A 20,468-nucleotide genomic window follows, 5' to 3' on the forward strand; every position below is an offset into this window, starting at 1 on the left:
TTAGTGCGTCGTGCCGGCTGGCGGCGTAGCGTCAGTATGACTCTCTCCAGCAGCCTGTTCATCGCCAGAATTCTTATTGTCGCTACCTTTACTGTTATAAAGGAACTGGCCTATCAAATCTTCCAGCACCATTGCGGATTTGGTGTCCTGAATGGTACCGCCATCTTTAAGGATAGTGGTTCCCAGCTCAGGATCTTCAAACCCGATATTCATCGCCAGGTACTGTTCGCCCAGCAGACCGGAAGTTCGGATCGCCAGCGAGCTGGTATCCGGAATATGGTTGTAGCGCTCATCAATATCGAGCGCGACGCGAGGCAGGTAGGTCTTAGGATCGAGCGTAATATCCGCCACGCGTCCAACGACAACGCCGCCAATCCGCACCGGAGAGCGCGCTTTGAGACCGCCGATATTGTCAAAAGTGGCATAGAGCCGATAAGTCGGTTCGGTACGTAAAGAGGTTACGTTTGCCGCCTTCAGGCAGACAAACAGCGCGGCCAGCAGCGCAACCAGTAAAAACACCCCTACCCAGATTTCATTTTTTCTCGTTTGCATGAACTCAATTCCCAAACATCAGCGCAGTCAGCACAAAATCCAGCCCCAGAACCGCCAGCGACGCATGCACCACGGTACGCGTCGTCGCCCGGCTAATCCCGGCGGAAGTGGGGATAGCGTCATAACCGTTAAATAACGCGATCCATGTTACCGTAATGGCGAAAACCAGGCTCTTAATCAGGCAGTTAACCAGATCCATCCGCCAGTCAACGGCGTTTTGCATCGCGCTCCAGAAGAATCCGCCATCGATGCCCTTCCAGCTGACACCGACCAGCGAGCCGCCCCAAACGCCGACCGCCACAAAAATAATCGTTAACAACGGCAGTGAAATCACCCCCGCCCAGAAACGCGGAGAGATCACGCGGCGAAGCGGGTCGACCGCCATCATCTCCATACTGGAGAGCTGCTCCGTTGCGCGCATCAGGCCAATTTCAGCAGTCAGCGCCGAGCCGGCACGCCCGGCAAACAGCAGCGCGGCGACCACCGGTCCCAGCTCACGCAGCAGCGACAGCGCCACCAGCATGCCCAGACTGGTTTCGGCGCTATAGGTGGTCAACACCAGATAGCCCTGCAGGCCCAGCACCATACCGATAAACAGACCCGATACAATGATGATCAGCATCGATAGCACGCCAACGTTGTACAGCTGACGCACCAGCAGCGGCGCATGCTTGCGAAACTCAGGCTTGCCCACAACCGCGTTGAAGAGCATTAATCCAGCACGCCCGAACGTCGCGATAGTTTTTATACCGCGATGCCCAAGCGCGGCTAGCGCATTTAACAACATGAGTCGCTTAACTCCCTTTGCCCAATAAATCATGATGATAATCACCCGCCGGATAGCGGAACGGCACCGGGCCGTCGGCGATACCATCAATGAACTGACGAACCCGAGGATCGGCATTTTCACGCAGCGACTGCGCGCTCCCATGCGCTACGACCTTTTTGTCCGCCACGATATATGCAAAGTCCGCGATGCTGAGCACCTCCGGCACATCATGCGAAACCACGATACAGGTGACACCCAGGGTGCTATTGAGTTCAGAAATCAGCTTCACCAGCACCCCCATCGTAATGGGGTCCTGCCCGACAAAGGGCTCATCGAACATGATTAAATCAGGTTCGAGCGCAATCGCCCTCGCCAGGGCGGCACGGCGCGCCATGCCGCCGGAAAGCTCAGAAGGCATCAGCTTCGCGGCTCCACGTAGCCCAACGGCTTCCAGCTTCATCATCACCGTGGTGTGCAGCAGCGCTTCCGGCAGACGCGTATGCTCGCGCAGCGGATAAGCGACGTTATCGAACACATTCAGATCGGTGAACAGCGCGCCGGACTGAAACAGCATGCTCATGCGCTTGCGGACGGTATACAGGCGCGAACGCGACATCTGCGGTACGTTTTCACCATCAAACAGGATTTCGCCTTTATCGGGCGGGATCTGACCGCCGATGAGACGTAACAGGGTGGTTTTGCCGATCCCTGATGGCCCCATTATCGCGGTGATCTTGCCGCGGGGTACCGATAGCGAGATATCATCGAAGATCACGCGATCGCCCCTCGAGAAGCGAATACCGCGCACTTCGACTAGATTCGCCGAACTCTGGCTCATAAAATCATCCTTACTAGACACCCGTCGGGCTAAGCATGGCGCTTTCTTTCACCACAAACCCAACATTTTTACAGAATCTTACCCGCCCGGGTTAGCGAAAGCTGGCATTTGTTTTACTTTTGGCACACATAAAGTCAAAATTAAGAATTCGTTACGCTGCCTACGGACGGCCAGCGAGGCGACGATTATACCTGAAGAAAGGACTTTAGATGCTCTTAGCGACGGCTCTGTTAATTATTGGTTTATTGCTGGTTGTCTACAGCGCCGATCGTCTGGTCTACGCCGCTTCAATACTCTGCCGTATGCTGGGGATCCCTCCCCTGATTATTGGCATGACGGTAGTCAGCATCGGTACCAGTTTGCCGGAAGTGATTGTTTCCGCCGCCGCTTCCCTGCATGGGCAAACCGATCTGGCGATCGGCACCGCTCTCGGATCGAATATCACCAATATCCTGCTGATCCTCGGCCTCACCGCGCTGTTTCAACCTTTTACCGTGCATTCTGATATCCTGCGCCGCGAATTGCCGTTAATGTTGCTGGTTAGTTTACTGGCAGGATTTGTGCTGTACGACGGCCAGCTTACGCGGATAGACGGCCTTTTTTTGCTGGCGCTGGCCATTCTGTGGCTGCTGTTTACCCTTAAAATTGCCCGCCTTGCGGAACGCCAGGGTAACGACAGCCTGACCCGTGAACAGCTGGCGGAGCTGCCGCGAGAAGGCTCGCTTCCCGTCGCGCTGCTCTGGTTGGGCGTCGCGATGATTGTGATGCCGATGGCTACGCGGATGGTGGTCGATAACGCCACGGTGCTGGCAAACTTTTTTGCTATCAGCGAACTGACCGTCGGCTTAACGGTCGTCGCTATCGGCACCAGCCTGCCCGAGCTGGCCACGGCCATCGCCGGAGCGAGAAAAGGCGAAAATGACATCGCTATCGGCAATATCATTGGCGCTAATATTCTTAATATTGTACTGGTCCTCGGGCTCCCCGCGCTGATTGCGCCAGGCACCTTTGCCGCCGAGGCCTTTACCCGCGATTATGGCGTCATGCTGCTGGTCAGCCTGATCTTCGCCGCGCTGTGCTGGCGCCGTAAGCAGCAGCCCGGTCGCCTTGCCGGTGCCCTGCTGCTGGGTGGTTTTGTGCTTTGGTTAGCGATGCTGTACTGGACAGCGCCGCTCTTCGTTGAATGATTCGGGATAACATTATGTCGCAAATAGATTTGCCAGCGGATTTTGACTTTCAACGGGCAGGCCGCGAGGTTCTGGACATTGAACGTGAAGGTCTGGCCCAGCTCGATCAATACATTAATGAAGATTTTACCCGTGCCTGTGAGACCATTTTCCGCTGTACCGGTAAAGTTGTGGTGATGGGAATGGGGAAATCCGGCCATATCGGGCGAAAAATGGCAGCCACTTTCGCCAGTACCGGAACGTCATCTTTCTTCGTTCATCCCGGTGAGGCCGCGCACGGCGATTTAGGCATGGTAACTCCATGCGACGTGGTGATCGCGCTATCCAACTCGGGCGAGTCAAATGAAATCCTCGCCCTGATTCCGGTGCTTAAGCGCCAGCAGGTGGCGCTGATTTGTATCACCAGCCGACCGGAAAGCAGCATGGCGCGCGCGGCGGATATTCATCTGTGCGTGAAGGTGCCCAAAGAGGCCTGCCCGTTAGGGCTGGCCCCCACGTCAAGCACCACCGCCGCGCTGGTCATGGGCGATGCCCTTGCCGTAGCGCTGCTGGAAGCCCGCGGTTTTACCGCTGAAGATTTTGCGCTATCGCACCCTGGCGGCGCTCTGGGCCGTAAGCTACTGCTGCGGGTCAATGATATCATGCACACCGGCGATGAAATTCCGCACGTTGGCCTGGAGGCCACGCTCCGCGATGCGTTGCTGGAAATCACGCGCAAAAATTTAGGCATGACCGCCATTTGCGATGATGAAATGAATATCATCGGCATCTTCACCGATGGCGATCTGCGCCGCGTATTTGATACCGGCATTGATATGCGTAACGCCAGTATTGCCGAAGTGATGACGCGAGGCGGAATCCGCATCCGTCCCGGCACGCTGGCCGTTGATGCGCTGAACCTGATGCAGTCCCGTCATATCACCTGCGTGCTGGTTGCTGATGGCGACCGTCTGGTAGGTGTGATACATATGCACGATCTCCTGCGCGCGGGCGTAGTGTAAGTAAGGAAAAAATAATGAATAATGCTGATGCCCTGATAGCGACCTGCTACGGGCCGGTAAGCCAGGACTTTCTTGACCGGGCGGCGAAGATCCGTTTATTGATACTTGATGTAGACGGCGTTTTGTCCGACGGTCTTATCTATATGGGTAACAACGGCGAAGAGCTGAAGGCGTTTAACGTGCGCGACGGCTACGGTATCCGCTGCGCCCTGACTTCAGATATTGAAGTGGCGATAATTACCGGGCGAAACGCTAAACTGGTGGAAGATCGCTGCCAAACGCTGGGCATTACGCATCTCTACCAGGGGCAGTCGGATAAGCTGCTGGCGTTTCGTGAACTACTCAATAAACTGGCCGTTAGCGCGGATGAAGTCGCCTATATTGGCGACGATCTGATCGACTGGCCGGTGATGGCTGAAGTAGGTTTAAGCATAGCGGTAGCCGATGCGCATCCGCTGCTGCTCCCGCGCGCGGATTACGTTACTCGTATCAACGGGGGTCGCGGAGCGGTACGCGAAGTGTGCGATTTGCTACTATTGGCGCAGGGCAAGCTGGATGAGGCCAAAGGGCAATCTATATGAGTAAAACCAGACGTTGGGTTATCATTTTACTGTCGCTGGTCGCGCTGATCCTGATCGGCCTGAACCTGGCGAGTACGGACGATACCACCCAGCAAGCGATCAATCCTGACGATCCAACGTATACCAGCGAGCATACTGATACCGTCGTGTATAGCCCCGAAGGGGCGCTTAACTACCGGCTCATCGCGGAACACGTGGAGTATTTTTCCGAACAGCAGCTCTCGTGGTTCACAAAACCGGTGATGACCACCTTTGATACCAATAAAGTACCAACCTGGTCTATCAAAGCGGATAAAGCTAAGTTGACGAATGACCGCATGCTGTATCTTTACGGGCACGTTGAGGTAAATGCGCTGACGGCGGATTCTCAACTGCGCAAAATTACGACGGATAACGCCCAGATAAACCTGGTGACGCAGGATGTTACCTCCGATGACATGGTGACGTTGTACGGAACAACATTTAATTCCAGCGGCCTGAAAATGCGCGGGAACCTGCGCAGTAAAAATGCCGAGCTGATTGAAAAGGTTAGAACCTCATATGAAATTCAGAACAAACAAACTCAGCCTTAAGATTGCGCTCGCCAGCGCCTTACTGGCCGCCAGCCTGTCGGCACAGGCAAAGACAGGTGATACCGATCAGCCGATTCACATTGAATCCGATCAGCAGTCGCTGGATATGCAGGGCAACGTCGTCACCTTTACGGGGAATGTTGTCGTCACTCAGGGAACGATCAAAATCAACGCCGACAAAGTTGTTGTGACCCGTCCGGGTGGAGAGAAAGGCAAAGAGGTTATTGATGGCTACGGTAACCCGGCCACCTTCTACCAGATGCAGGACAACGGTAAGCCGGTAAAAGGCCGCGCGTCGAAAATGCATTATGAACTGCAAAACGACTTTGTCGTCCTGACCGGCAATGCGCATCTGGAACAGATCGATAGCAATATCCAGGGCGACAAAATCACTTACCTGGTGAAAGAGCAAAAAATGCAGGCCTTCAGCAATAAAGGCGGGCGCGTGACCACGGTTCTGGTTCCTTCGCAGCTGCAGGACAAGGGTAGCGATCAGTCAAAGAAGGGTAAGTAATTCGTTATGGCAACATTAACTGCAAAGAATCTTGCTAAAGCCTATAAAGGCCGCCGCGTTGTAGAAGACGTCAGCCTGACCGTGAATTCGGGCGAGATTGTTGGTCTGCTCGGTCCGAACGGTGCCGGTAAAACCACCACGTTCTATATGGTCGTTGGTATCGTACCGCGCGACGCCGGCAACATTATCATCGATGATGAAGATATCAGCCTGCTGCCCCTGCACGCGCGCGCGCGTCGCGGAATCGGCTATTTGCCGCAGGAGGCCTCCATATTCCGCCGCCTGAGCGTTTACGATAACCTGATGGCGGTACTGCAGATTCGCGACGACCTGAGCAACGAGCAGCGTGAAGACCGGGCGAAAGAGCTGATGGAGGAGTTTCACATTGAGCATCTGCGCGATAGCCTCGGCCAGGCGCTCTCCGGTGGTGAACGCCGCCGCGTCGAGATCGCCCGCGCGCTGGCCGCTAACCCGAAATTTATCCTGCTGGATGAACCCTTCGCCGGCGTGGACCCCATCTCCGTCATTGATATCAAACGCATTATTGAACACCTGCGCGACAGCGGTCTTGGCGTCCTGATAACCGACCATAACGTCCGGGAAACGCTGGCCGTGTGTGAGCGTGCTTATATCGTCAGCCAGGGCCACCTGATAGCTCACGGTACGCCACAGCAAATCCTTGAAGACGAGCAGGTTAAGCGCGTGTATCTTGGGGAAGACTTCAGACTCTGATAGGGTAGAGGTTACAGACGTTTTAGCCGGAGATATTGGCCCTGAATATGAAGCAAGGTTTGCAATTAAGGCTAAGCCAACAGCTTGCCATGACGCCACAACTGCAGCAGGCGATTCGTCTACTGCAGCTGTCCACGTTAGAACTCCAGCAAGAACTCCAGCAGGCGCTGGACAGCAACCCGTTGCTGGAGCAAACCGATCTTCACGATGAGGTAGAAACCAAAGAGGCCGAAGATCGTGAGTCTCTGGATACCGTCGACGCCCTTGAGCAGAAAGACATGCCCGAAGAGCTGCCGCTTGATGCCAGCTGGGATGAGATTTACACCGCCGGAACGCCGTCAGGGAACGGCGTTGATTACCAGGATGATGAACTGCCCGTCTACCAGGGCGAGACCACGCAAAGCCTGCAGGATTATCTGATGTGGCAGGTTGAACTGACGCCCTTCACCGATACCGATCGCGCGATCGCGACCTCTATCGTCGATGCCGTTGATGATACTGGCTACCTGACCGTTCCTGTCGAAGACATCGTGGAAAGTATTGGCGATGATGAAATCGGGCTTGAAGAAGTAGAAGCGGTTCTCAAGCGCATTCAGCGTTTCGATCCCGTCGGCGTGGCGGCAAAAGATTTACGCGATTGCCTGCTGGTGCAGCTTTCACAGTTTGCCAAAGAGACGCCGTGGATTGATGAAGCTCGCCTGATCATCAGCGATCACCTTGATCTGCTTGCCAATCACGACTTCCGTAGCCTGATGCGCGTGACCCGCCTCAAAGAAGACGTGCTAAAGGAAGCAGTAAATCTGATCCAATCGCTGGATCCGCGCCCGGGCCAGTCGATCCAGACTGGCGAGCCAGAATATGTCATTCCTGACGTTCTGGTGCGTAAAGTGAACGATCGTTGGGTCGTTGAGCTCAATTCAGATAGCCTTCCGCGCCTGAAGATCAACCAGCACTATGCCGCCATGGGTAACAGTACGCGCAATGACGCTGACGGCCAGTTTATCCGCAGCAACCTGCAGGAAGCGCGCTGGCTTATCAAGAGCCTCGAGAGCCGCAACGACACCCTTCTGCGCGTCAGCCGCTGCATTGTCGAACAGCAGCAGGCTTTTTTTGAACAAGGTGAAGAGTTTATGAAACCGATGGTGCTGGCGGACATCGCTCAGGCCGTCGAAATGCATGAATCCACCATTTCACGCGTTACTACGCAAAAATACCTGCACAGTCCGCGCGGTATTTTTGAGCTGAAGTATTTCTTCTCCAGCCATGTAAACACCGAAGGCGGCGGCGAAGCATCGTCGACGGCCATTCGTGCGCTGGTGAAGAAATTAATCGCCGCGGAAAACCCCGCGAAACCATTGAGTGACAGTAAGCTCACCACCCTGCTATCCGATCAGGGTATTATGGTGGCGCGGCGAACCGTTGCTAAGTACCGAGAGTCTTTATCCATTCCGCCGTCAAATCAGCGTAAGCAGCTGGTTTGACCCAACCGATAAGGAAGACACTATGCAGCTCAACATTACAGGACACAACGTTGAAATAACCCCCGCGATGCGCGATTTCGTTACCGCGAAGTTCAGCAAACTGGAGCAGTTTTTCGACAGGATCAACCAGGTCTACATTGTGTTAAAAGTGGAGAAGGTGACGCAAATAGCGGACGCCAATCTGCATGTCAACGGTGGTGAAATCCATGCCAGTGCGGAAGGGCAGGATATGTATGCTGCGATCGATGGTCTTATCGATAAGCTGGCAAGACAGCTAACAAAACATAAAGATAAACTGAAACAACACTAATTGTCCGGGCAATAGCCTACGCCAACCGCCCGCAGGCGGTTGGCCAGGAGAGCTCAGGTGAAATTATGATAAATAACGATTCGGCTCTACAACTGAGCAATGTCCTTAACCAGGAATGTACCCGTAGCCAGGTTCACTGCCAGAGCAAAAAACGCGCGCTGGAAATCATCAGCGAGCTGGCGGCAAAGCAGTTAGGCTTACCGCCCCAGATCGTCTTCGAGGCGATCCTCACCCGTGAGAAAATGGGCAGTACCGGGATTGGCAACGGTATTGCGATCCCACACGGTAAACTCGAAGAGGATACGCTGCGGGCCGTGGGCGTTTTTGTTCAGTTGGAAACCCCAATTGCCTTCGATGCTATCGACAATCAACCCGTCGATCTGCTGTTTGCCCTTCTTGTCCCGGCCGATCAAACTAAAACGCATCTGCATACGCTCTCGCTGGTGGCGAAACGTCTGGCAGATAAAACTATTTGCCGCCGCCTGCGCGCTGCGCAAAGTGATGAAGAGCTGTATGAAATCATTACTGAAGCGGGAAGTAATAATGAGGCGTAACGGAAGTCGCACCTTACTCTTTTTCGTACTGAGGAGAAACGGTACATGGTACTGATGATCGTCAGCGGCCGTTCAGGGTCGGGGAAATCCGTCGCCCTGCGAGCGCTGGAAGATATGGGTTTTTACTGCGTCGATAACCTGCCGGTTGTGCTGTTGCCCGAGCTGGCGCGCTCGCTCGCCGACAGAAACATCTCGGCAGCCGTCAGCATTGACGTGCGTAACATGCCCGAGTCGCCGGAAATCTTCGAGCAGGCGATGAAAAATCTGCCCGCAGAATTTTCACCTCAGCTGCTGTTCCTGGATGCCGATCGTAACACCCTGATTCGCCGCTACAGCGACACGCGTCGTTTACATCCTCTGTCCAGTAAAAACCTGTCGCTGGAAAGCGCCATCGATGAAGAGAGCGACCTGCTGGAGCCTCTGCGTTCCCGCGCCGACCTGATCGTCGATACCTCAGAAATGTCGGTGCATGAGCTGGCAGAAATGCTGCGCACGCGTTTATTAGGCAAACGCGAGCGCGAACTGACGATGGTGTTTGAATCCTTTGGCTTTAAGCACGGTATACCTATCGATGCCGACTACGTTTTTGACGTGCGCTTTCTGCCGAACCCGCACTGGGATCCGAAGCTTCGTCCCATGACCGGCCTCGATAAGCCCGTTGCCGCCTTCCTCGACCGGCACACGGAAGTTCACAATTTTATCTACCAGACCCGCAGCTATCTTGAGCTATGGTTACCTATGCTGGAGACCAATAACCGCAGCTATTTGACGGTGGCCATTGGTTGTACCGGTGGTAAACACCGTTCGGTTTACATCGCCGAACAGCTGGCTGACTACTTCCGCTCGCGCGGTAAGAACGTGCAGTCTCGTCATCGGACGCTGGAAAAACGCAAATCATGACCGTTAAGCAAACCGTTGAAATCACCAATAAGCTGGGCATGCACGCTCGCCCGGCGATGAAGCTGTTTGAATTAATGCAGAACTATGATGCCGAGGTGCTGCTGCGTAATGATGAAGGTACCGAAGCGGAAGCAAATAGCGTGATTGCGCTGCTGATGCTCGATTCAGCTAAAGGGCGTCAGATCGAGATTGAAGCCAACGGCCCACAGGAAGTGGAGGCGCTGGCAGCGGTTATCGCGCTGTTCAACGCCGGGTTTGATGAGGATTAGCTTTCATTCCCCCGGCGGCAGCGTACCTTCCGGGTTACCGGTTGTGAAATCATCAATGCAGCTTATTCGCCTGCATAAACCCTTCCCCACCTAACTGCCTCATCTGGCGCAGGATCCACGCCTGACGGCTGCGAACATAACCCGATGGCGCATCGGCGCGGAAGCGTATTGGGTTAGGCAGCACCGCAGCGAGCAGCGCGGCTTCGGAAGCCGTCAGTTTACTGGCCGGTTTGTGAAAATAGCGCTGCGACGCGGCTTCAACGCCAAACGTCCCCTCACCAAATTCAGCGATATTGAGATAGACCGTGAGGATCCGCTTTTTACTCCATACCGTCTCAATGCCGACGGTCAGTCCCGCCTCCAGCCCTTTTCTCAGCCAGCTGCGGCCGTCCCACAGAAACAGGTTTTTTGCCGTCTGTTGCGACAGGGTTGAGGCGCCGCGAATGCGGTTCTCATTGCGTTCATTATGCGCCAGCGCCTTCTCAATGGCCGTGACGTCAAATCCCCAGTGTTCCGGGAATTTCTGATCTTCTGCGGCAATAACCGCCAGCCCCATCCACGGCGAAATTTCATCCATGTCCACCCAGTCGGAATGGGCGAGGTAATGAAAATCCCCTGAAAGCCAGGCGCCGACCTGCCGCTCCAGCATCACCGCCGAAAAAGGAACAGGTACGAAGCTAAACAGGGCAATCCCGCCGCCCCATAGCACCGCACAAGCCAACAATAGCCTCAGCACAAAGCGCTTAATCAACCGCAACGGCGAAAAGCGAAATGTCATGCCGTCAGAACCAATACGCGAGAGACCAGTTTTTCAATGCCGCTCGCCGCTTCGGCGATGTTCTGCGCCAGCATATACGCGGGGGTCGTCACCACTTTGTTGTCTTCATCCACCACAATATCGTCGACCGGGCAAGGCACGTGTTCAGCCCCCATCTCCTCAACCGCGTCGGCAGTATCAAGATCGGTACCAATGGTCACGCGTAGCGGTATAGCAAATATTTTCGGCAACAGTGCCGGAGCGATACAGATAAAGCCCAACGGTTTACCCGCCTGATGCATCGCCAGCGCCAGCGCCTTGAGATCGCGATCGACTTCACATTCGCTCCCCTGTGAAGCAAAGCTGCTGAGGTTCTTTGCTGCACCAAAACCGCCGGGGACGATCAGCGCATCCAGCGCATCCGCTCGGGCATTGGCCAAAGGCTGAATCTCTCCGCGTGCGATACGCGCCGCTTCCACGAGCACATTACGGCTTTCCGCCTGCGCTTCGCCGGTCAGGTGATTGATAACATCGGTTTGCACTTTATCTGGCGCATAGCAGATGGCCTGAGCGCCGCTGCGGGCTATTGCCAGCAGGGTAATGACGGCTTCATGAATTTCACTTCCGTCATAAACGCCGCAGCCGCTCAGCACCACACCAATTTTCTTCATCACATCAGCCCCTTAGTACAAGTTTATGAAAGCAGTCAAAAATTTTGAATTACTCGCTATGCTTCACATATTTTACTGTTTCATGTAACAAACTATTTAAGGTTTGCTATCTTAATGAGCGAGTAAGCCAAATCCTCAGGTTGCGCCGTGTAAAAAAATCACTCAAATGATTCTGGCGTAACGACCAGTTCCCTGGTGTTGGCGCAGTATTCGCGCACCCCGGTTTATCCGGGGTCATTTTTTATCTGCCGCCGCGACCCACGCTTTCAGCACCGCGACATCGTTTTGCCACTCTGATTTCATCTCTTCAACCCATTCACCCACGTTATCCGACCACGCAGGTAAATCCGGCGTTTGAATCTGCTGCCCTAACTGCTGGATATGGCGCAAACCGATTGAGCCCGCAGCCCCTTTAATCTTATGACCCTCATCGACAATGCCTTTCTGGTCGCGAGCGGTTAAATTGGATTCCAGGACCGCCAGGTAGCCCGGCATCATTCTTTCAAAAACGGCCAGACCGTCATTAATCAGCTTCGGCCCTACCAGTTCGATATACTGCTCAAGCATCGGAATATCCAGTACAGAAGCCGATTTACTGCTATCTACAGATGGCATTGCATTCTCCTCTTCTTCCGGCGCATCCCAGAATTTTTTGATAATCGCGGTTAATGCCGGAACCGATAATGGCTTACTAAGAACATCATCCATTCCCGCATCCAGATACTCATTCTTGTTCTTCAGCACGTTAGCGGTAAGCGCCACCAGCGGCGGGAGCTCATCGGCGGCAAAGCGTTGTTTCAGCTGACGAGAAATATCGAGTCCAGTCATATCCGGCAGCTGAATATCAAGCAGAACCAGATCGTACTCGCCGGGTACAAACATCTCCAGCGCAGCCTTGCCGGTCATCGCCACATCCACGCTGTTGCCCAGCTTCTCCAGTACCGAGCGCGCCACAATCACGTTGAGCTCAATATCTTCCACCAGCAGCACGTTCAGCGCAGGTAATGGCATTTCATCTTCCGCCAGCGTGTCCTCGACCTCTTCAGCAACGGCCGGAGCGTGTACGGTAAGCGTAAAAGTCGCGCCTTTACCCGGGAGGCTGGTAACGCAAATATCACCGCCCATATTCCGCGCCAGGCGCCGCGATACGGCGAGGCCGATGCCGGTGCCCGTCGCTGGCTTGCCGCCCTGGCTATCTTTCACCTGGTAATACATGGCGAAAATTTTATCCTGTTCCGCTTCAGGGATGCCAATCCCTGAATCTTCTACTTCAAAGTGCAGGATATCTCCTTCGTCATAGCGCACGCGGACGTTCACATTCCCGCCTTGCGGAGTAAATTTCACGGCATTACTAATAAGATTCCACAAGATTTGGCGCAAACGCGTTCCGTCGGTGATCACTTTATGCGGCAGCGGAAGCGTGGGGTCCAGCACAAAATGCAGGCCTTTCTGCTGCGCCTGCAGGCCGGAGAGGTTTTCCAGGTCGGCCAGGAAGCCGGTAAAGTCCACCGGCTGGTTATCCAGCTGAATTTTACGCCGTTCCATCTTATCCATCTCAATAATATCATTGAAGATATTACCCAGCGTTACCGCTGAGACGTGGATGGTTTTCAGGTATCTTTCCTGTTCATCGGTAAGATCGGTATCCAGAAGGATTCGGCTAAGGCCTACGATGCCGTTAAGCGGCGTACGCAGCTCGTGGCTGATCGTTGAGATAAAGGTGGTCTTATCACGGCTGGCCCGCTCCAGCGCGTCCTGATAGCGCTTACGCTCCGTAATATCGCGGCCAAACCCCATCAGACCGCGGCGCTTACCGACGCGGTCATAATAAGGCACTTTGCGGATTTCAAAGCAGGCCTTGCGCCCGTCCGGATAATCCAGCCACTGCTCGTAGGTGAGCGATACGTTATGGCGGAAGACTTTCTCATCCGTCTCCAGCACCTTCTCCGCCACCTCTTCGCTGTAAACATCCTGCGGCTTAAGATGAATAAGCTGCTTTTCACTTTTACCGGTCAACAGTTCCATGGCTCGGTTACAGCCAGAAAACTCTTTATCTTCATTACGATAGAAAACCAGGTCCGGAGAGGCATCCAGGAAGGAGCGCAAGAAGGAGGATTGCTGTTCCAGCTGAATTTGCGCCTCTTCACGCTCTTTCATCTCAATTTTCAGCTGCTCAAGCGTCGTTTCACGTTCCGCTTCCGCCTTTTCACGTTCGCCGATTTCCTGATTAAGCTGGGCGATGTTGTCCTTAAGCTGCACATTCAGCTTGAGATCGCGTTCGCGCATCTCCTCCAGTTTCTCCACCAGCCTCGAGAGGCGCTGCCGGGACTCTTCCAGCTGCTCAACCACCACCGACAGGAAATAGACCGCCCACGGGGTAATCAGCAAGCCAAAGAAGATGGAGCGGATCACATCAATACTTTCCACCTGGCCGTGCAGCACCATCGTCACGGCCATCTGCACAACGATCGCCAGCACCACCAGCGCAAAGGCCAGCAGCATTGAAAAGCGCACCAGACCCAGCTTCATCATCAGGTCAACATAATACTGCGCCAGCATACGGATTTGCTTCATAAGGGATTCCTTCGCGACAACTTCGCACAATAATACTCAATTCTGAGCAAGACGCTGTAAGTTGTGCCAAAAATGCGGGAAGGATTATAGTTACGCGCCTGACGGTGGAGAGCCGTCAGCCGGAAAAGACGTTATTCGGCAGCAGCCGGAGAGATCCAGCAACGCCCGATGGCTGACCCCTGCACGCCGTATTCATTGAGATATTTATCCAGCTCAACCATCCCGGTCCAACGGTTCTCACACCACAGCGGCGCCAGCAACGTCGGGCGTCGGGCGCTGGCGGAGATACGGTGATAAATCACGTCTGGCGGAGTATGGCGAATCATCTCTCCTGCAGTGACCGTATACGCTTCCAGCGCAATACCGTTTAACCTGCCGGCCTGCCACGCCCTGGCCATGATACTGCCCTTCACAATATGAAGTGGATGCAGCTTAATGCCGTCTACGCCGGTCTCTACCACCTGCGCTAAGGTCTCCAGACATTCGCGCTGCCCTTCGCCCGGCAGGCCCACGATAAGGTGGCTACACACTTTGAGGCCGCGCTCGCGTGCCAGACGGGTGGTTCGCTGATAGCAGGCAAAATCGTGGCCGCGATTGATTCGGTGCAGCGTTTTATCATGCGCGGTCTGTAAACCCAGCTCGAGCCAGACTTCATACCCCTGCTCCCGATATTCAGTCAGCAGATCCAGTACCGCGCCGGGGACGCAGTCCGGGCGAGTCCCTACGCATAGCCCGACAATATTCGCCTGGCTGACCGCCTGCTGATACATAGCGCGCAGCACCTGCACCTCGGCAAAAGTGCTGGTATAAGCCTGGAAATAGGCCAGATAGCGCTTTGCACGATTCACCCGCTGCGCCTGATGGGCCAGCTGTTCCGCAATCGAGCGGTGCTGCTGCTCTTCATCGGCAAAAGAGGCCACATTACAGAACGTACAGCCGCCGCGACCAATAGTGCCATCGCGATTTGGGCAGCTAAATCCACCATGCAGCGTCAGTTTATGAACCTTTTCACCATAGCGGCGCATAAGATCCCCGCCAAACATATTGACTAATTTTTGTAACTGCATAATCTGATAGACCGGCCTTAAGAAAGGGGCCAAGCCTGCCATTTTTAGCTACCGACGGCGATGACCTGGATCAATCGTCAACGCGGCTGCCTATCTCATTGCATAAACACTCAAGATAACTGCAATTTAATTCATCCGTATGGTAATGAGTTTTCCTTATATATAGCCGCTGATTTGCCATTATCTTTACCAGGGCATAAAACAGTATCAGTCACCGCAAATCAAACAAAAACCAGTTTAAAAAACTGCAATGAAAAAACAATTCAGCACAGAAGGATAATGTCTCGCCGTCGATATAGTGAGACAGATCACACTCAATTATGACGACCGGTACGTTTCCCTGGCATTTAAAATGCCATTATTTTCTTAAAAATCATCAAATTAGGTGTTGTATAGCACATTTTTGTATAAATAAGATTGCCATTTGACGTATGTGTGGATTCCCGATAAGTTGGGAATCCGCTGGAAGCTTTCTGGATGAGTGCTCTGCTCATCATATTTATGCAGTAATTGAGATTCCCTCTTAACAGCAAGTCCTCAAACTTGTGTACCGATGCGAAAAGGATTTAAAGAGGGCGAATGCGAGGTGTAAACCCCGTCGCCATGCTCTTTCTGTGCCCGTGCGCAATCGGTATCGGAGGGTGTCCCGTAGAGCCTGGGGAGGTTCACTGATATGTTGTACGATAAATCCCTTGAGAGGGATAACTGTGGTTTCGGCCTGATCGCCCACATAGAAGGCGAACCTAGCCACAAGGTAGTGCGAACCGCTATACACGCACTGGCCCGAATGCAGCACCGCGGCGCGATTCTTGCCGATGGAAAAACCGGCGACGGTTGTGGCTTGCTGCTACAAAAACCCGATCGTTTCTTCCGAATTGTTGCGGAAGAGCGCGGCTGGCGTTTAGCCAAAAATTATGCCGTTGGGATGCTGTTCCTTAATAAGGATCCTGAACTGGCCAAAGCGGCGCGCCGCATCGTCGAAGAAGAACTTCAACGCGAAACGCTGTCTATCGTCGGCTGGCGCGATGTGCCGACCAATGAAGGCGTTCTCGGTGAAATCGCCCTCTCCTCGCTGCCTCGTATTGAACAAATCTTTGTGAACGCCCCGGCTGGCTGGCGTCCGCGCGATATGGAACGCCGTTTATTCATCGCGCGTCGCCGTATCGAAAAGCGTCTGCAGGAAGATAAAGATTTCTACGTTTGCAGCCTGTCGAACCTGGTCAACATTTATAAAGGTCTGTGTATGCCGGCGGATCTGCCGCGCTTCTACCTGGACCTCGCGGACCTGCGCCTGGAGTCGGCAATCTGCCTGTTCCACCAGCGCTTTTCCACCAACACCGTGCCGCGCTGGCCGCTGGCGCAGCCGTTCCGCTATCTGGCGCACAACGGCGAGATCAACACCATCACCGGTAACCGCCAGTGGGCCCGCGCCCGTACCTATAAGTTCCAGACGCCGCTGATCCCGGATCTCCACGACGCCGCGCCGTTCGTCAATGAAACCGGCTCTGACTCCAGCTCAATGGATAACATGCTGGAGCTGCTGCTGGCGGGCGGGATGGACATTATCCGCGCTATGCGCCTGCTGGTTCCGCCAGCCTGGCAGAACAACCCGGATATGGATCCTGAGCTGCGTTCGTTCTTTGACTTTAACTCCATGCATATGGAACCGTGGGACGGCCCGGCGGGCATCGTGATGTCCGATGGTCGTTTCGCCGCCTGTAACCTCGACCGTAACGGCCTGCGTCCGGCGCGCTATGTGATCACGAAAGACAAGCTCATCACCTGCGCCTCCGAAGTCGGTATCTGGGATTACCAGCCGGATGAAGTGGTTGAAAAAGGCCGCGTCGGCCCGGGCGAGCTGATGGTTATCGATACCCGCGAGGGGCGTATTCTGCACTCCGCGGAAACCGACAACGATCTGAAAAGCCGTCACCCGTATAAAGAGTGGATGGCGAAAAACGTCCGTCGTCTGGTGCCGTTCGAAGAGCTGCCGGATGAAGAAGTCGGTAGCCGCCAGCTGGATGATGATACCCTCGCCAGCTACCAGAAACAGTTCAACTACAGCGCCGAAGAGCTGGACTCCGTCCTGCGCGTACTGGGTGAAAACGGCCAGGAAGCGGTCGGCTCAATGGGCGACGATACCCCATTTGCCGTGCTCTCCAGCCAGCCGCGTATCATTTACGATTACTTCCGCCAGCAGTTCGCGCAGGTGACCAACCCGCCGATCGACCCGCTGCGCGAAGCGCACGTCATGTCGCTGGCCACCAGCATCGGCCGTGAAATGAACGTCTTCTGCGAAGCGGAAGGCCAGGCGCACCGCCTGAGTTTCAAGTCGCCGATTCTGCTGTACTCCGATTTTAAACAGCTGACCACCATGGAAGAGGAGCACTATCGCGCCGACGTCCTGGATATCACTTTTGATGCCACCGAAACCACGCTGGCTGAAACCGTGAAGGCGCTGTGCGATAAAGCCGAACAAATGGTGCGCAGCGGTACCGTTCTGCTGGTGCTCTCTGACCGCAACATCGCCAAAAACCGTCTGCCGGTACCGGCTCCGATGGCGGTAGGCGCGATCCAGACCCGACTGGTCGATAAAAGCCTGCGCTGCGATGCCAACATTATTGTCGAAACCGCCAGCGCCCGCGATCCGCACCACTTTGCCGTGCTGCTCGGCTTCGGCGCGACGGCTATCTACCCGTATCTCGCCTATGAAACCCTGGCGAAGCTGGTGGATAACAAAGCCATCGACAAAGCGTACCGCGCGGTGATGCTGAACTATCGTAACGGCATCAACAAAGGTCTGTATAAGATCATGTCGAAGATGGGGATTTCGACTATTGCCTCCTATCGCTGCTCGAAGCTATTTGAGGCGGTCGGTCTGCATCGCGAAGTGTCCGACCTGTGCTTCCAGGGCGTCGTCAGCCGTATCGGCGGCGCGGGCTTCGAGGATTTCCAGCAGGATCTGCTGAACCTGTCGAAACGTGCCTGGCTGGCGCGTAAACCGCTGGATCAGGGCGGCCTGCTGAAATACGTCCACGGCGGCGAATATCACGCCTATAACCCTGACGTGGTGCGCACGCTGCAACAAGCGGTACAAAGCGGCGAATACAGCGATTACCAGCAGTACGCGAAGCTGGTTAACGAGCGCCCGGCGGCAACGCTGCGCGATCTGCTGTGCGTAACGCCGGACGGAACCACGGTGAACCTGGACGACGTTGAGCCGGCCAGCGAACTGTTCAAACGCTTCGATACCGCGGCGATGTCTATCGGCGCGCTGAGCCCGGAAGCGCACGAAGCGCTGGCGGAAGCAATGAACAGCATCGGCGGTAACTCCAACTCCGGCGAAGGCGGCGAAGATCCGGCGCGCTACGGCACCAATAAAGTCTCGCGCATCAAGCAGGTCGCCTCCGGCCGCTTCGGCGTGACCCCGGCTTACCTGGTTAACGCCGACGTTATTCAGATTAAAGTCGCTCAGGGCGCGAAGCCCGGCGAAGGCGGCCAGCTGCCGGGTGATAAAGTCACCCCCTATATCGCCAAGCTGCGCTATTCCGTACCCGGCGTAACGCTGATCTCCCCGCCGCCGCACCACGATATTTACTCTATCGAGGATCTGGCTCAGCTGATTTTCGACCTGAAGCAGGTTAACCCGAAAGCGATGATCTCCGTGAAGCTGGTTTCTGAACCGGGCGTCGGGACTATCGCCACCGGCGTAGCCAAAGCCTATGCGGATTTGATCACCATTGCCGGCTACGACGGCGGCACCGGCGCCAGCCCGCTCTCTTCCGTGAAGTATGCGGGTTGTCCGTGGGAACTGGGACTGGTGGAAACCCAGCAGGCGCTGGTTGCCAACGGGCTGCGCCACAAAATTCGTCTGCAGGTGGACGGCGGTCTGAAAACCGGCCTTGATATCATCAAAGCGGCCATCCTCGGGGCTGAGAGCTTCGGCTTCGGTACCGGCCCGATGGTCGCGCTGGGCTGTAAATATCTGCGTATTTGCCACCTGAACAACTGCGCAACCGGCGTAGCGACTCAGGATGACAAACTGCGTAAGAACCACTATCACGGTCTGCCGTTTAAGGTCACCAACTACTTTGAATTCATCGCCCGCGAAACGCGCGAGCTGATGGCGCAGCTGGGCGTGAAGCGTCTGGTGGATCTGATTGGCCGTACCGACCTGCTGAAAGAGCTGGACGGTTTTACCGCCAAACAGCAGAAGCTGGATCTGAGCAAGCTGCTGGAAACCGCGGAGCCGCATCCCGGCAAAGCGCTGTACTGCACAGAGAACAATCCGCCGTTCGACAATGGCGTACTCAATGCTCAGCTGTTGCAGCAGGCAAAACCGTACGTTGACAGCAAGCAGAGCAAAACTTTCTGGTTCGATATCCGCAACACCGACCGCTCCGTTGGCGCATCGCTGTCCGGCTATATCGCCCAGACCCACGGTGACCAAGGCCTGGCAGCCGATCCGATTATCGCCCACTTTAGCGGTACCGCGGGTCAGAGCTTCGGCGTGTGGAATGCCGGCGGCGTTGAGCTGCATCTGACCGGCGACGCGAACGACTATGTGGGTAAAGGGATGGCCGGCGGCCTGCTCGCCATTCGTCCTCCGGTAGGCTCGGCCTTCCGTAGCCATGAGGCCAGCATCATCGGCAACACCTGTCTGTACGGTGCGACCGGCGGTCGTCTGTATGCTGCGGGTCGTGCAGGCGAGCGTTTCGCGGTACGTAACTCCGGTGCGATCACCGTCGTCGAAGGCATTGGCGACAATGGCTGTGAATACATGACCGGCGGTATCGTCTGCGTGCTGGGCAAAACCGGCGTCAACTTTGGCGCAGGCATGACCGGCGGCTTTGGTTACGTTCTGGATGAAGACGGCGACTTCCGCAAACGCGTGAACCCTGAGCTGGTAGAAGTGCTGGATGTTGACTCTCTGGCCATCCATGAAGAGCACCTGCGCGGTTTAATTACCGAGCACGTGCAGCTTACCGGTTCGCAGCGCGGTGAAGAGATTCTGGCCAACTGGCCGGCCTTCTCAGCGAAGTTTGCGCTGGTTAAACCGAAGTCCAGCGATGTTAAAGCACTGTTGGGTCACCGTAGTCGTTCCGCAGCTGAGCTGCGGGTGCAGGCGCAGTAAGGGGT

General features: G+C 55.1%; 19 protein-coding genes. 12 read left to right on the top strand and 7 right to left on the bottom strand.

All coding sequences use genetic code 11. The features are described 5' to 3' along the window. Genes mlaD through mlaF form a run of 3 tightly spaced genes read right to left on the bottom strand, consistent with a single transcriptional unit; the run spans position 1 to position 2,159 of the window. Positions 1 to 552: an outer membrane lipid asymmetry maintenance protein MlaD gene (mlaD, locus tag SIK97_RS26935; RefSeq protein ID WP_014226983.1), complete on the bottom strand. Its 552-nt coding sequence runs from the start codon at positions 550 to 552 to the stop codon at positions 1 to 3. A gap of 4 nt (positions 553 to 556) precedes the next feature. Continuing rightward, positions 557 to 1,339: a lipid asymmetry maintenance ABC transporter permease subunit MlaE gene (mlaE, locus tag SIK97_RS26940; RefSeq protein ID WP_004125690.1), complete on the bottom strand. Its 783-nt coding sequence runs from the start codon at positions 1,337 to 1,339 to the stop codon at positions 557 to 559. Positions 1,340 to 1,346: 7 nt separating this feature from the next. Next, the gene (gene mlaF / locus SIK97_RS26945; RefSeq protein WP_004125691.1) at positions 1,347 to 2,159 is read right to left on the bottom strand and encodes a phospholipid ABC transporter ATP-binding protein MlaF; all 813 of its coding nucleotides are present in this window, start codon (positions 2,157 to 2,159) and stop codon (positions 1,347 to 1,349) included. Between the two features lie 209 nt (positions 2,160 to 2,368). On the opposite strand from mlaF, the gene SIK97_RS26950 reads away from it, so the two are divergent. The 11 genes from SIK97_RS26950 to npr all read left to right on the top strand — a co-directional run bounded on the left by SIK97_RS26950 (position 2,369) and on the right by npr (position 10,260). Then, on the top strand, positions 2,369 to 3,346 hold the full coding sequence (locus SIK97_RS26950) for a calcium/sodium antiporter (RefSeq protein ID WP_004854581.1): 978 nt from the start codon (positions 2,369 to 2,371) through the stop codon (positions 3,344 to 3,346). Continuing rightward, positions 3,343 to 4,347, top strand: coding sequence for an arabinose-5-phosphate isomerase KdsD (gene kdsD / locus SIK97_RS26955; protein WP_160741439.1), 1,005 nt, complete (start codon positions 3,343 to 3,345; stop codon positions 4,345 to 4,347). Before SIK97_RS26950 ends, kdsD begins: the two co-directional genes overlap by 4 nt. Positions 4,348 to 4,361: 14 nt before the next feature. Continuing rightward, positions 4,362 to 4,928 (top strand): 3-deoxy-manno-octulosonate-8-phosphatase KdsC, encoded by a 567-nt coding sequence (gene kdsC / locus SIK97_RS26960; RefSeq protein WP_004854584.1) that lies wholly within the window; start codon positions 4,362 to 4,364, stop codon positions 4,926 to 4,928. Beyond that, a complete protein-coding gene (gene lptC / locus SIK97_RS26965) occupies positions 4,925 to 5,500 on the top strand; it encodes an LPS export ABC transporter periplasmic protein LptC (protein ID WP_004854587.1) in 576 nt (191 codons plus the stop codon). The genes kdsC and lptC overlap by 4 nt, the downstream gene beginning before the upstream one ends. Beyond that, positions 5,469 to 6,014 carry a lipopolysaccharide ABC transporter substrate-binding protein LptA gene (gene lptA / locus SIK97_RS26970; RefSeq protein ID WP_004125703.1) on the top strand — a complete coding sequence of 182 codons (546 nt, stop codon included), beginning with the start codon at positions 5,469 to 5,471 and terminating at the stop codon, positions 6,012 to 6,014. The genes lptC and lptA overlap by 32 nt, the downstream gene beginning before the upstream one ends. Positions 6,015 to 6,020: 6 nt before the next feature. Continuing rightward, positions 6,021 to 6,746 carry an LPS export ABC transporter ATP-binding protein gene (lptB, locus tag SIK97_RS26975; protein ID WP_004125705.1) on the top strand — a complete coding sequence of 242 codons (726 nt, stop codon included), beginning with the start codon at positions 6,021 to 6,023 and terminating at the stop codon, positions 6,744 to 6,746. A 47-nt stretch (positions 6,747 to 6,793) separates the two neighbouring features. Beyond that, entirely contained in the window at positions 6,794 to 8,227 is a 1,434-nt protein-coding gene (gene rpoN / locus SIK97_RS26980) for an RNA polymerase factor sigma-54 (protein WP_004854591.1), read from the top strand. A gap of 22 nt (positions 8,228 to 8,249) precedes the next feature. Beyond that, positions 8,250 to 8,537, top strand: a complete 288-nt coding sequence (hpf, locus tag SIK97_RS26985; protein ID WP_004106167.1) for a ribosome hibernation promoting factor — start codon at positions 8,250 to 8,252, stop codon at positions 8,535 to 8,537. Positions 8,538 to 8,602: 65 nt separating this feature from the next. Beyond that, positions 8,603 to 9,091 carry a PTS IIA-like nitrogen regulatory protein PtsN gene (ptsN, locus tag SIK97_RS26990; RefSeq protein WP_004854593.1) on the top strand — a complete coding sequence of 163 codons (489 nt, stop codon included), beginning with the start codon at positions 8,603 to 8,605 and terminating at the stop codon, positions 9,089 to 9,091. Positions 9,092 to 9,136: 45 nt separating this feature from the next. Further along, entirely contained in the window at positions 9,137 to 9,991 is an 855-nt protein-coding gene (rapZ, locus tag SIK97_RS26995; RefSeq protein ID WP_004106169.1) for an RNase adapter RapZ, read from the top strand. Continuing rightward, entirely contained in the window at positions 9,988 to 10,260 is a 273-nt protein-coding gene (gene npr, locus SIK97_RS27000) for a PTS phosphocarrier protein NPr (protein ID WP_004106170.1), read from the top strand. Before rapZ ends, npr begins: the two co-directional genes overlap by 4 nt. 52 nt (positions 10,261 to 10,312) lie before the next feature. Here npr and mtgA read toward each other — a convergent pair whose 3' ends face one another. From mtgA to SIK97_RS27020, 4 genes are all read right to left on the bottom strand, one after another. Next, positions 10,313 to 11,038 (bottom strand): monofunctional biosynthetic peptidoglycan transglycosylase, encoded by a 726-nt coding sequence (mtgA, locus tag SIK97_RS27005; protein WP_014226984.1) that lies wholly within the window; start codon positions 11,036 to 11,038, stop codon positions 10,313 to 10,315. Then, on the bottom strand, positions 11,035 to 11,688 hold the full coding sequence (gene elbB / locus SIK97_RS27010; RefSeq protein WP_014226985.1) for an isoprenoid biosynthesis glyoxalase ElbB: 654 nt from the start codon (positions 11,686 to 11,688) through the stop codon (positions 11,035 to 11,037). Before elbB ends, mtgA begins: the two co-directional genes overlap by 4 nt. A 234-nt stretch (positions 11,689 to 11,922) precedes the next feature. Further along, positions 11,923 to 14,262 carry an aerobic respiration two-component sensor histidine kinase ArcB gene (gene arcB, locus SIK97_RS27015; RefSeq protein WP_014226986.1) on the bottom strand — a complete coding sequence of 780 codons (2,340 nt, stop codon included), beginning with the start codon at positions 14,260 to 14,262 and terminating at the stop codon, positions 11,923 to 11,925. 131 nt (positions 14,263 to 14,393) lie between these two features. Further along, positions 14,394 to 15,329 carry a TIGR01212 family radical SAM protein gene (locus tag SIK97_RS27020; protein WP_014226987.1) on the bottom strand — a complete coding sequence of 312 codons (936 nt, stop codon included), beginning with the start codon at positions 15,327 to 15,329 and terminating at the stop codon, positions 14,394 to 14,396. Positions 15,330 to 16,002: 673 nt separating this feature from the next. Here SIK97_RS27020 and gltB point away from each other — a divergent pair. Continuing rightward, a complete protein-coding gene (gene gltB / locus SIK97_RS27025) occupies positions 16,003 to 20,463 on the top strand; it encodes a glutamate synthase large subunit (protein WP_025108152.1) in 4,461 nt (1,486 codons plus the stop codon). Positions 20,464 to 20,468: the final 5 nt, after the last annotated feature.

Origin of the sequence: Klebsiella sp. JN_Kp126, assembly GCF_033843325.1 — a bacterium.
Taxonomy (GTDB): domain Bacteria; phylum Pseudomonadota; class Gammaproteobacteria; order Enterobacterales; family Enterobacteriaceae; genus Klebsiella; species Klebsiella michiganensis.